An 11,205-nucleotide genomic window follows, 5' to 3' on the forward strand; every position below is an offset into this window, starting at 1 on the left:
ATGCGATAAAAACCACTCCCACTTTGAGTGGTTTTTATTTTGTCATATTGATGGGTTTAGATTACTGTGTAGCAGTGCAGGGATTTAAAAAGTATAGCTACATTATGAGTACGATTTTTGATTTAAAAATACAGGTTCAACCTGAACATATTGATGTGCTGGGTCATGTCAATAACGTGATCTATGTGCAGTGGATGCAAGATGTGGCGGCTGCGCATATTGAAACATTAGGCTTAGGTTTGGCGCAATATTTAGAACTAAAACATGCCATGGTTGCAGTTGAACATCATGTGCAATATCGCAAAGCCGCGCTTGAAGGTGAAGAAATTATTTTACGGACATGGCTAGATGATATAAATGCGCTGTACTCGTTCCGTCAGTATGCATTTTATCGACCAAAAGATCAGAGTGTCTTGTTTATTGCCAATACCAAATGGGCTTGTATCGAGATTGCAACTGGTCGTCCAAAGCGTATGTCACCAAGCTTCTCCCAAGCGTATCAGCCTATCTCAACCGATTTGAATCCAATGGATTTTTCGGTTTCTTATGCGCAAATTTCTTCAGTTTAAATCTAAATAAGATGCTTATGTTTGCTCTTAAATAGGCATCATTATTTTGAATACTTTGAAAGGTCGTTCTGTTATAATCCCTAACAATTTTGTTAAACCGCTTTGGCTCATCACTTTTTTAAAGGATAGAGCGTTCTATTTTCTCAAGGTAACCCATGGCGCAAGCTAAAAAATCCGTAGATATCAAAAATATACGCAATTTCTCGATTATTGCTCATATTGATCATGGTAAGTCAACTTTGGCTGACCGCTTTATTCAAATGTGTGGTGGCTTACAAGATCGTGAGATGCAGGCTCAAGTACTGGACTCTATGGAGCTTGAGCGCGAACGTGGGATTACCATTAAAGCTGCGTCAGTTACGCTGTATTACACGCATCCAAATGGTCAAGAATATCAACTGAACTTTATTGATACACCGGGACACGTTGACTTCTCTTATGAGGTTTCACGTTCTTTGGCTGCATGTGAAGGCGCATTGTTGGTTGTAGATGCTGCACAGGGCGTAGAAGCTCAGTCAGTGGCAAACTGCTATACCGCAATTGAGCAAGGCTTAGAAGTATTGCCAATCTTAAACAAGATTGATTTGCCTCAAGCGGAGCCTGAACGTGTCATCCATGAAATTGAAGAAATTATTGGTATTGAAGCAACAGATGCACCGACATGTTCAGCAAAAACAGGTTTAGGTGTTGAAGGTGTTTTAGAGCGTTTGGTGGATGTCATTCCTGCACCACAAGGTGATCGTGATGCGCCGTTACAAGCTTTAATTATTGACTCATGGTTTGATAATTACTTAGGCGTTGTCTCGTTGGTTCGCATTAAACAAGGTCGTATCCGTAAGGGCGACAAAATGTTGGTGAGATCGACAGGTCAGACGCATCCAGTCACTTCTGTAGGTGTGTTCAATCCAAAACATAGTGAAACCGATATACTCGAAGCGGGTGAAGTTGGTTTTGTTATTGCAGGGATTAAAGATATTTTTGGTGCGCCAGTGGGCGATACCATTACTTTATCAAGCACGCCAGATGTTCCGATTTTACCCGGCTTTAAAAAGGTTAAACCGCAGGTCTATGCGGGCTTATTCCCGATTGATGCTAGCGATTTTGAACCGTTCCGTGAAGCGCTACAAAAACTACAGATTAATGACTCTGCTTTATTTTTTGAACCAGAAAGTTCAGATGCTTTAGGTTTTGGTTTCCGTTGTGGCTTCTTAGGCATGCTGCACATGGAGATCGTACAAGAGCGTTTAGAGCGCGAGTATGATCTTGATTTGATCAGCTCTGCACCAACAGTGATTTATGAAGCATTGACCAAGAAGGGCGATATCATCTATATCGATAGCCCATCAAAAATGCCAGATGGTTCGACAGTTGAAGATTTACGTGAGCCAATTGCTGAATGTCATATTCTTGTACCACAGGAATATCTAGGCAATGTCATGACCTTGTGTATTGAGCGCCGTGGTGTGCAAAAGGACATGAAATTCTTGGGTAATCAAGTTTCACTCACTTTTGAAATCCCAATGGCTGAAGTGGTCATGGATTTCTTTGATAAATTGAAATCTTGTTCACGTGGTTTCGCATCGCTCGACTATAACTTTGTACGTTTTGAAAGTTCAGCATTGGTTAAGGTTGATGTGTTAATTAATGGCGAAAAGGTTGATGCCTTAGCAATGATTTGTCATCGTAATGATGCACGTCACCGTGGTATCGCACTGGTTGAAAAGATGAAAGACTTGATCCCTCGTCAAATGTACGATGTGGCGATTCAAGCGGCCATAGGTGCGCAAATCATTGCACGTTCTACTGTAAAAGCGATGCGTAAAAACGTATTAGCAAAATGTTATGGTGGTGACGTATCGCGTAAGAAAAAGTTACTTTCAAAACAAAAAGAAGGTAAGAAACGCATGAAACAAGTGGGAAGTGTTGAAATTCCACAAGAAGCGTTCTTAGCTGTGTTGAAAGTTGAAAGATAAATAAATGTGGCTGGCAGAACAAAGTGTTGCTTTGTCCAGCCCAAGACAAGCAGTTTGTCGGCTGCAAGTGAGGGTGTGTGGATTTTGATTTTAATTTGATTCTGGTACCTGCCACACTTATATTTTTCATGGTGTGGTTGCTTGATAAGTTTGTACTCAAACATCGTGCAAACAAAGGGCGAGATCAGGAAAATTTTATCATTACGTGGGCGTATGATTTCTGGCCTGTATTGGCGATCGTACTTGTTTTGCGCTCTTTCCTATATGAACCATTTAATATTCCATCTGAGTCTATGGTTCCGACCTTAGAAATTGGTGATTTTATTTTGGTCAATAAATTTGATTATGGCGTGCGTTTACCGATCGTAAATACCAAAGTGATCAATGTTGGTGAGCCAAAACGTGGTGAAGTCATTGTCTTCCGTTATCCACCACAACCTACGATTAGTTATATCAAGCGCGTTGTTGGTTTGCCGGGTGACCATATTCAATATAAAGATGGTCAATTGGTCATTAATGGTGAGCAGGTTGCTAAAGTTGCGACTGAAGTTAAGCGTGAAAAAGATCTATTGGAAACACCAACAGTCTCTTATTTTAAAGAAACTTTAGGTGATCATCAGTATTCGGTTCGCTATATAGACGGACGTAATTCTTTGGTTGAAACCTATCAATTTGCACAAGCCAAAGGTGCAGATGCATTGGTTCCATTTGTTGCTAAAGCCAATGACGTGTTTATTCAAACTCAAGGGCAAGATTGGGAAGTGACTGTGCCAGAAGGTCAGTACTTTGCTATGGGTGACAACCGCGATCAAAGTGCTGATAGCCGTTTTTGGGGCTTTGTACCTGAAGAAAACTTAACAGGTCGTGCTTTTTATGTATGGATGCATAAAGAACCTGGTTTTAAACTTCCAAGTTTTAACCGAAATGCTAAAATTGACTAATAAATAAAAAACACATAGGAAATATAAAGATGCGTAAATCTCAGTTGGGGACTTCGTATATTGCAATTTTATTTGGGGTGGTTTTATTTGCAGTTGCTGTGAAAGCAGCAATTGCAATTTGGCCTGCGTACTGGGATGACAAAGTGATCGACAGTCAAATTGAGGGACTATTAAAAGATAGCCCGCAAAATACGACACCGAGTAAATTTGCATCTCAGATGGATCAGCGTTTAGATATGAATGGAATACGTGATCTTCGTTTTAAGGATGTCGCACAAGCCACATATAAAGATGATTTGATCGTAAACAAAAAGTATGAAGTGCGGAAGCCTTTCATGCTCAATATTAGTTTAGTGATGACTTTTGAGAAGACTTTTGACCAAAAATCTGCCAAACAAACTCAGTGATAGTCGCTTACAAGGGCGAATCGGTCACCAGTTTAAACAAGTTGACTTGTTGACACTGGCTTTAACCCACCGCTCTGTTAGCCATAAACACAATTATGAACGCCTAGAATTTCTAGGCGATTCATTATTGGGAATGATCATTGCCAATTATTTATATCAGGTCTACCCTTTAGAAAATGAAGGGCGTTTGACGCGTATGCGAGCGACGCTTGTGAGACAAGAAGCGCTCGGTAAAATCGCCAATGATTTACAGCTCAGTCGGTCATTAATCTTAAGTACTGGTGAGTTAAAATCGGGTGGTCATCACCGCGAGTCTATCCTTGCTGATACGGTTGAGGCGATTATCGGTGCGATTTATTTAGACTGTAATGATCTAAACCAGCTACAAAGCATTGTGTTAAAATGGTATGAACCATACCTCGATTATATTGAACCCACAGATCAACTCAAAGACCCGAAATCACGCTTACAAGAGTATTTACAAGCACGTAAAAAACCTCTCCCAGTTTACGAGGTTGTAGATATTCAGGGCGATGCGCCAAATCAACATTTTACGGTGGAATGTTTGATTGATGGTTTGCCTAAAATCCATGGTGAGGGCTCAAGTCGTCGATTCGCTGAACAAACAGCAGCGGCTGAAATTTTAAAATTATTGGAGCAATAACTTGATGTCTCATTCAAATGACAATCAATCAGAAATTACTGAACCGCAAGATGATCAAAATGTTGTTGATCAATTTTTTAGTTCTAAAGAAGTTACCATTCCTTCGGATTTCAAAAGCGGCTTTGTCGCAATTGTAGGTCGTCCAAATGTGGGTAAATCAACGTTGATGAACCATTTATTAGGACAAAAACTTTCGATTACTTCGCGTAAACCACAAACAACTCGTCATAAGATTGTGGGTATTGATTCGCGTGAAAAATCACAAGCAGTATTTGTTGATACCCCAGGAATGCACAAAAAAGAAGTCCGTGCGATCAATAAAATGATGAACCGTGCTGCACATTCTGCGTTGCGTGATGTGAACTTGGTTTTATTTGTGGTTGATGCACAAAAGTGGACTCAAAATGACGAACTTGTTTTAGAGAAACTTAAAAACGCAGAAATGCCTGTGATTTTGGTGATCAACAAACTTGATACTTTTGAAAATAAAAATGAAGCACTGCCACTGATTCGTGAACGTGCCAAATTAATGAATTTTGCAGAAATTGTACCTGTTTCAGCTTTGCGTGGTGCGAATCTAGATCATTTGCGTGACACCATTGAAAAGTATTTACCTTATCAAGCGCCATTATATTCATTGGATCAGATCACGGATCGTTCAGAACGTTTCCTTGCAAGTGAAATTATCCGTGAAAAAATTATGCGTCAGTTGGGTGAAGAACTACCATACGATTTAACTGTACAGATCGAATCATTTAAAACTGAAGAAGCAGTGATGAATGAAAAGACCGGTAAATTGAAGTCTGCTTGTACTTATATTGATGCAACCATTTTTGTAGAACGGCAAGGTCAAAAAGCCATTGTGATTGGTGACAAAGGTGCGAAGCTGAAAAGTATCGGTATGGATGCACGTGCAGACATGGAAAGAATGTTTGAGCAAAAGATTATGCTGACACTTTGGGTTAAAGTGAAAGGTGGCTGGTCGGATGATGAACGTGCGCTGAAAAGTCTAGGTTATAGCGATATTTAAAACGATCTATTAAGTCGATGGAAGCAGGTATGAAAATCACAATACGAGTAATAGCGATCGTGACATGTATATTCATGTTGCAAGGGTGTATTCATAAAGTGGTGACTGTACCTGTTAAAGTTGCCTATAAAACCACCAAGGGCGTTGTGAAAGGCACAGCGGCTGTGGTGGGTGCTGTGATTCCTGATGGTGAAGATGATAAAAAAAAGGATGCAAAGGACTAGGATGAGTCGCATGCTATGATGCGCAATGAAGTCTTGCATGGATATTTAATTCATCATCGTAAATATCGAGAAAAAAGCCATATTGTGCATTTGTTTACACAGGAATATGGTCGGGTGGATGGGATCCTGAGACAGACTCCGCCACCCCAATACCAACCGATTCGTGTGCAAGCCACAGGCAAATCTGAACTTAAAAATTTCACTAAGTTGGAAATTTTAAATCAACCGGTTTTTTTCCATGGTGATGCATTCTTTGCTGGTTTTTATTTAAATGAAGTCATTTTGCGTTTGTGCTCGCTTGAAGAAGCGATGTCACAAACATTTCAACAATATCAAATGGTTTTATTGCAGTTACAGCTACTTGCGTCACATGAGCAGGCATCATTGTTTTTACGTCAAATTTTGCGTCAATTTGAGCATGTTTTATTGCAAGAGCTAGGCTATGCAATTGATTTCTCAGTTGATGCTAGCCAGCAACAAGTTCAACCATCTCAGCATTATCAATTTCAGCTTAATGATGGTTTTATGCCTGTTGCAAAAGCCTCACGTTCAACGCTAGATGGTGCTCTAATTGCATCCATGCTCAGTTATGAACAAGGGCAGGATTTTTCTCACGAACAATTGCAATTATTGGGTAAACTATACCGTCAAATGATTAGCTCATTGTTGGGTGATCGACCGCTGAAAAGCCGTCAACTTTGGATTCAAAATACTCAAACTTAATCATTCAAAAGCAAAACTTTTAAGTGCTTTAGGGTGAAAACAATAGGATATTTTTATGGCTGCAATATTAGGTGTAAACATTGATCATGTTGCGACATTAAGACAAGCACGTGGTACAACTTACCCTGATCCTGTACAGGCGGCATTGGTCTGTGAACAAGCAGGTGCAGAAGGCATAACCTTACATTTACGTGAAGATCGTCGTCATATACAAGACGATGATGTTCGTCGTATGCGTCCATTATTGAAAACACGCATGAACCTTGAATTAGCAGTCACTGATGAAATGGTTGCATTTGCCAAAGAAATTCAACCGCAACATGTCTGTTTCGTGCCTGAGCGTCGCCAAGAAGTGACAACAGAGGGTGGCTTGGATGTGGTTGGTCATTTTGAAAAAGTTAAAGCTGCGACAGAAGCACTCAAAGCGATTGGATGTGATGTGTCATTATTCATTGATGCAGATTTAGCCCAGATTGATGCGGCAGTTGCCTGTGGTGCGCCAACCATTGAAATCCATACAGGTGCTTATGCGGACGCGGAAACGGATGAACAACAGCAAGCAGAATTGGCACGTATCGTCAAAGGTGCTGAATACGCCGCTGCGAAGGGGCTAGTGGTCAATGCCGGACATGGTTTAAATCTAGAAAATGTTGCGCCTATCGCCGCTATCCCGCAAATTCATGAATTAAACATTGGGCATTCGATTATTGCAGATAGTGTATTTGTCGGTTTAGCTCAAGCGGTAAAAGAGATGAAAGCAGCGATTCAGGCTGCTGCGAGATAAGTTGATGAGTAGTATAAATTACGATGAGTTGATGCAACCTGTGATTGGTTTTTTAGGTTGTACTACACCTCAAGCATGGTTAGATGAAGCCATTAATAATCTTGAAATATTGATGCAAGACCATGCGAATTGTGAAAAGAAAGCTGCCAGTACGGCAATGAACCTGATGTTTCGTTATAGCTTTTTTACTGACTTACAAGTGAAGTTGGCGCAGCTCGTGCGTGAAGAAATGCTGCATTATGAGCAAGTTCTTGAGTTTATGAACAAACGTGGTCAAGAATGGAAGGGGTTGAGCGCAGGGCGCTATGCAGGTGGCTTACGCAAAGAAATCCGTACCTATGAACCTGAGGCCTTGATTGACGTGATGATCATAGGGGCATTTGTAGAGGCACGTTCTTGTGAGCGTTTCTATGCACTTGCACCAATTGTTGATGATGAGCTCGGTCGCTACTATCGTTACTTGCTTAAATCAGAATCACGTCACTTTGAGGATTATTTGGCGCTGGCTTTAGATGTTGCGAAAACGGCAAAACTAAAAGATCCTGAAGAAACCATTCAACAACGGATTGAGTATATCCGTGAAGTGGAGAAGAATCTGATTTTAACTCCAGATGATACTTTCCGTTTCCATAGTGGTGTGCCAGCAAAGATCGTCGCTTAATTTTGAACTAAAGTTGAGCAAACCTCTGACAATTTCAGAGGTTTTTTTATTTCTATTTTTTATTAAGCAATAAAAAGCCCATATCAGTGATATGGGCTTTTTAGAATCTTGGCTCTCCCACCTGGGCTCGAACCAGGGACCTGCGGATTAACAGTCCGTCGCTCTACCGACTGAGCTATGGGAGAATCTGACAGCCATTATAGGCGGCTTTTAAGATCGGTCAAGTTAAAACTGCCATGTTTCTTTCATTTTTGTGTTGTATGCTTTTTATTTGCACAATTAGCGTTAAATCGAAAAAAATACTTGAAACTTGAAGATGCGATTGCTAGATTTAATTTAGAAAGAGCGTTTAGACATCGATCTAGACAGTGTGGATTTAACCCTACTTGCCAGCACTAAAATGGCTAAACCGGAGGTCAAAATGACTATTCTTCGTATTCAATCTATTTTTTCAAATCTATCTTTTTATCAAGAACATTATCTCGATATCCTCCAAGATTCTGAGCGCTATTACACGCCTGTTGAAAGTTCATTTATCAATACTTTTCCTTTTAAGCAACAAGCTTTGTTCTTGGGTGATTTATTGCAGTTATGGTTCGGTAATAAGTGGAAAATCATAGATTCACGCAATTTATTAAGTCAAAAAAATCCACTCACCGTAAATCAACAAAGCCCTTTATATTTATTTCAACTCGGTGGTGAATTGATTTTAGGCGCAAATACAGCTTTGGCGTGGTCTGTTGCAGAAGAGAAAATTGTTACGGTACAAGTGAAGAGTATTTGGCAATATGCGGTATTCAGTCATTTATGTACGCGACCGAAAAATTTTAAAGTAAAAAAGGCAATTGCCTAATTTACTTAGATTATTTTTTAACATGAGGTTTTACAAATTGTCCGTTTGTTAAAAATATGCGTTGTTTTAAACTATTTTAACTTATGAAGAATAATTTAAAAGTAAGGTGAATTTATAATGAATGGACAATGTGTTTGTGGTGAAACCACTTTTGAAGTTGAATTAAAAAATCATGATGTGCATGTCTGCCATTGTTCAATCTGCCGTAGACAGACCAGTGGTGTAATCATGACGATTGATGTTGAGCAGGGAAGTCTAAAATTTCTTAAGCAAGATCACCTTTCGGTTTACAACTCATCTGCTTGGGGGGAGCGTGGTTTTTGTAATGTTTGTGGTACAACTTTGTTCTGGCGGACTAAAGACCAGAATTACTGCAATATCAATGTATTCTCACTGAATGAACAGCCGAAAGACTTAAACTTGGATATGGAAATCTACATTGATTGCAAACCTGAGTTTTATGCTTTCGAAAACTCAACCAAGAAATTGACCGAAGCTGATGTCGTTGCTTTGTTCAATGCTGAATCTTCGGATCAGAATTAGACGTTTGATTGGACATTAAAAAAGGAAACTCCATTGAGAAGTTTCCTTTTATTTAAAGCGGAAAGGGTGATTATTTAGCCGTTTTTTCTGCTTCAATTGAGGCAATCGCTGCATCTACGCCATCAATTGAATCCGCTGCTTTTTTGATACGTGCAAGTGCATCAACTAAAACTTCGTCAGCCGTTGCATAAGAAATACGCATAAAGCCACCTAAACCAAATGCGTCGCCAGGAACAACAGCAACGCCTGTTTCTTCGAGTAACCATTCAGAAAATTCTGTGCAAGATTTTAGACCTTTGGCACGAATTAAAGGGCGAATATTAGCGTAAGCATAGAATGCGCCATCTGCTGTTAAGCAAGAAATACCATTAATTTCATTCAAGCCATTTACCACTAAGTCGTGACGACGTTTGAATGCTTCAATCATCGGCTTGAGAACATCTTGTGAACCATTCAAGGCCGCTTCAGCAGCAACTTGGGAAATCGATGTCGGGTTAGACGTTGATTGTGATTGGATCTTTTTCATTGCACTAATAATTTTGGCTGGACCCGCTGCATAACCAATACGCCAGCCTGTCATCGCATAGGCTTTCGATACACCATTTAATACAATGGTACGGTCATATAAATCAGGCGCGACAGTCGCAATGTTATAGAACTCATCTTCCCAACGAATTGGTTCATACATATCGTCTGAAGCGACATAGACATGTGGATGACGACGAAGTACTTCAGCCAAAGCTTCTAATTCAGCTTTGGTGTAGATCATACCCGTTGGGTTAGATGGACTGTTTAAGACCACTAAACGAGTATTTACTGTAATTGCTGCTTCTAATTGCTCAGGGGTGATTTTAAAGCGTTGTTCTTCACCACACTTTACGATCACAGGTGTACCTTCCGCAATAATCACCATATCTGGGTAGCTTACCCAAAATGGAGCAGGGATGATCACTTCATCGCCTTTGTTTAACAAAGCGAGTGCTAAGTTAAAGAAGCTTTGTTTACCACCACAAGATACTAAAATTTGGTTAGCTTGATAATCTAAATTATTGTCACGTTTTAATTTTGCAATAATTGCTTTCTTTAAGCTTGGAGTACCGTCTACTGCTGTATATTTTGTAAAGCCTTTGTTGATCGCTCCAATTGCAGCATCTTTGATGTGTTGAGGGGTATCAAAGTCTGGTTCGCCTGCACCTAAACCAATCACGTTTTTACCAGCAGCTTTAAGCTCAGCAGCTTTGTTGGTGACTGCAAGTGTAGGAGATGGTTTGATGGCATTGACACGATCAGAGAGACGTACGTCCACGGCATTATTCCTTCTTATGGGATTAAAAATAAAAAAAGCATGTTATCTTAGCTTAAATAGAAATGGTTGTGGTTGAAACCTGCCTTAATCGTATAAAAAGTTACCAAATTGTAAGTATTGGTTTGGTTCTCATTTTTTTCATATTTTATTTTTATCATCATCATAAAAAATCTATTACAATAGTGGTTAGAAATTTTGATTTCGAGAGAATTTCAATGAGTGATCAACAACCAAAAGCCAAAAAAGCTTTGGTCAAATTACCTTTCCCGATGCCATCGGCACAGGATGATTCTGAGAGTGCTGTGCATAATCAGGTGCGTCCAAAGCCTGAGCAATACGCAGATCGAACGTGGATGCCACCGCGTGGTACTCGTCGTTCGATGGGGAAACGTTAGAAAAAAGCCAATCATTATATGATTGGCTTTTTTATTTGGGGCTGTACTAGATTAGCACTATGTTAATCTATGAAAATGAAGCTAACCAATTGTAAATTAAATAAGAAAACTCAGCTTAAACTACTTGAGTTT

14 protein-coding genes and 1 tRNA gene are annotated in these 11,205 nt (G+C 39.8%); 13 read left to right on the top strand and 2 right to left on the bottom strand.

The window, feature by feature from the left end:
• Positions 1-104 precede the first annotated feature (104 nt).
• The 10 genes from MMO38_RS07070 to MMO38_RS07115 all read left to right on the top strand — a co-directional run bounded on the left by MMO38_RS07070 (position 105) and on the right by MMO38_RS07115 (position 7,976).
• Positions 105-569 carry a thioesterase family protein gene (locus MMO38_RS07070; protein WP_241323070.1) on the top strand — a complete coding sequence of 155 codons (465 nt, stop codon included), beginning with the start codon at positions 105-107 and terminating at the stop codon, positions 567-569.
• A gap of 155 nt (positions 570-724) precedes the next feature.
• On the top strand, positions 725-2,542 hold the full coding sequence (gene lepA / locus MMO38_RS07075; RefSeq protein ID WP_005195858.1) for a translation elongation factor 4: 1,818 nt from the start codon (positions 725-727) through the stop codon (positions 2,540-2,542).
• Positions 2,543-2,619: 77 nt separating this feature from the next.
• Positions 2,620-3,483, top strand: a complete 864-nt coding sequence (lepB, locus tag MMO38_RS07080; RefSeq protein WP_034594949.1) for a signal peptidase I — start codon at positions 2,620-2,622, stop codon at positions 3,481-3,483.
• Positions 3,484-3,512: 29 nt separating this feature from the next.
• Positions 3,513-3,890 carry a DUF4845 domain-containing protein gene (locus MMO38_RS07085; RefSeq protein WP_241323071.1) on the top strand — a complete coding sequence of 126 codons (378 nt, stop codon included), beginning with the start codon at positions 3,513-3,515 and terminating at the stop codon, positions 3,888-3,890.
• Positions 3,859-4,554, top strand: coding sequence for a ribonuclease III (gene rnc / locus MMO38_RS07090; protein WP_004668855.1), 696 nt, complete (start codon positions 3,859-3,861; stop codon positions 4,552-4,554). Before MMO38_RS07085 ends, rnc begins: the two co-directional genes overlap by 32 nt.
• A gap of 4 nt (positions 4,555-4,558) precedes the next feature.
• The gene (gene era / locus MMO38_RS07095; protein ID WP_121928432.1) at positions 4,559-5,584 is read left to right on the top strand and encodes a GTPase Era; all 1,026 of its coding nucleotides are present in this window, start codon (positions 4,559-4,561) and stop codon (positions 5,582-5,584) included.
• A 29-nt stretch (positions 5,585-5,613) separates the two neighbouring features.
• Entirely contained in the window at positions 5,614-5,808 is a 195-nt protein-coding gene (locus tag MMO38_RS07100; protein WP_241323072.1) for an NF038104 family lipoprotein, read from the top strand.
• Between the two features lie 15 nt (positions 5,809-5,823).
• Positions 5,824-6,531, top strand: a complete 708-nt coding sequence (locus MMO38_RS07105; RefSeq protein ID WP_241323073.1) for a DNA repair protein RecO C-terminal domain-containing protein — start codon at positions 5,824-5,826, stop codon at positions 6,529-6,531.
• A 55-nt stretch (positions 6,532-6,586) separates the two neighbouring features.
• Entirely contained in the window at positions 6,587-7,315 is a 729-nt protein-coding gene (pdxJ, locus tag MMO38_RS07110; RefSeq protein WP_241323074.1) for a pyridoxine 5'-phosphate synthase, read from the top strand.
• Between the two features lie 4 nt (positions 7,316-7,319).
• Entirely contained in the window at positions 7,320-7,976 is a 657-nt protein-coding gene (locus MMO38_RS07115; protein ID WP_241323075.1) for a tRNA-(ms[2]io[6]A)-hydroxylase, read from the top strand.
• Between the two features lie 109 nt (positions 7,977-8,085).
• Here MMO38_RS07115 and MMO38_RS07120 read toward each other — a convergent pair.
• Positions 8,086-8,161 (bottom strand) — tRNA-Asn (locus MMO38_RS07120).
• Positions 8,162-8,397: 236 nt separating this feature from the next.
• Here MMO38_RS07120 and MMO38_RS07125 point away from each other — a divergent pair.
• Positions 8,398-8,829, top strand: a complete 432-nt coding sequence (locus MMO38_RS07125; RefSeq protein ID WP_241323076.1) for a hypothetical protein — start codon at positions 8,398-8,400, stop codon at positions 8,827-8,829.
• Positions 8,830-8,946: 117 nt separating this feature from the next.
• Positions 8,947-9,372, top strand: a complete 426-nt coding sequence (locus tag MMO38_RS07130; protein WP_241323077.1) for a GFA family protein — start codon at positions 8,947-8,949, stop codon at positions 9,370-9,372.
• A 70-nt stretch (positions 9,373-9,442) separates the two neighbouring features.
• Here MMO38_RS07130 and MMO38_RS07135 read toward each other — a convergent pair whose 3' ends face one another.
• Positions 9,443-10,678, bottom strand: a complete 1,236-nt coding sequence (locus tag MMO38_RS07135; RefSeq protein WP_241323078.1) for a pyridoxal phosphate-dependent aminotransferase — start codon at positions 10,676-10,678, stop codon at positions 9,443-9,445.
• Between the two features lie 215 nt (positions 10,679-10,893).
• On the opposite strand from MMO38_RS07135, the gene MMO38_RS07140 reads away from it, so the two are divergent.
• On the top strand, positions 10,894-11,073 hold the full coding sequence (locus MMO38_RS07140; RefSeq protein ID WP_005195874.1) for a hypothetical protein: 180 nt from the start codon (positions 10,894-10,896) through the stop codon (positions 11,071-11,073).
• Positions 11,074-11,205: the final 132 nt, after the last annotated feature.

Source organism: Acinetobacter sp. NIPH 1852, from assembly GCF_022549455.1.
Lineage (GTDB): Bacteria > Pseudomonadota > Gammaproteobacteria > Pseudomonadales > Moraxellaceae > Acinetobacter.

Excerpts from the sequence above, each read along its gene's own strand:
- MMO38_RS07070 (WP_241323070.1), top strand. The coding sequence starts at position 105 with ATGAGTACGATTTTTGATTTAAAAATACAGGTTCAACCTGAACATATT.
- lepA (WP_005195858.1), top strand. The coding sequence starts at position 725 with ATGGCGCAAGCTAAAAAATCCGTAGATATCAAAAATATACGCAATTTC.
- MMO38_RS07085 (WP_241323071.1), top strand. The coding sequence starts at position 3,513 with ATGCGTAAATCTCAGTTGGGGACTTCGTATATTGCAATTTTATTTGGG.
- era (WP_121928432.1), top strand. The coding sequence starts at position 4,559 with ATGTCTCATTCAAATGACAATCAATCAGAAATTACTGAACCGCAAGAT.
- MMO38_RS07100 (WP_241323072.1), top strand. The coding sequence starts at position 5,614 with ATGAAAATCACAATACGAGTAATAGCGATCGTGACATGTATATTCATG.
- MMO38_RS07105 (WP_241323073.1), top strand. The coding sequence starts at position 5,824 with ATGATGCGCAATGAAGTCTTGCATGGATATTTAATTCATCATCGTAAA.
- pdxJ (WP_241323074.1), top strand. The coding sequence starts at position 6,587 with ATGGCTGCAATATTAGGTGTAAACATTGATCATGTTGCGACATTAAGA.
- MMO38_RS07115 (WP_241323075.1), top strand. The coding sequence starts at position 7,320 with ATGAGTAGTATAAATTACGATGAGTTGATGCAACCTGTGATTGGTTTT.
- MMO38_RS07125 (WP_241323076.1), top strand. The coding sequence starts at position 8,398 with ATGACTATTCTTCGTATTCAATCTATTTTTTCAAATCTATCTTTTTAT.
- MMO38_RS07130 (WP_241323077.1), top strand. The coding sequence starts at position 8,947 with ATGAATGGACAATGTGTTTGTGGTGAAACCACTTTTGAAGTTGAATTA.
- MMO38_RS07140 (WP_005195874.1), top strand. The coding sequence starts at position 10,894 with ATGAGTGATCAACAACCAAAAGCCAAAAAAGCTTTGGTCAAATTACCT.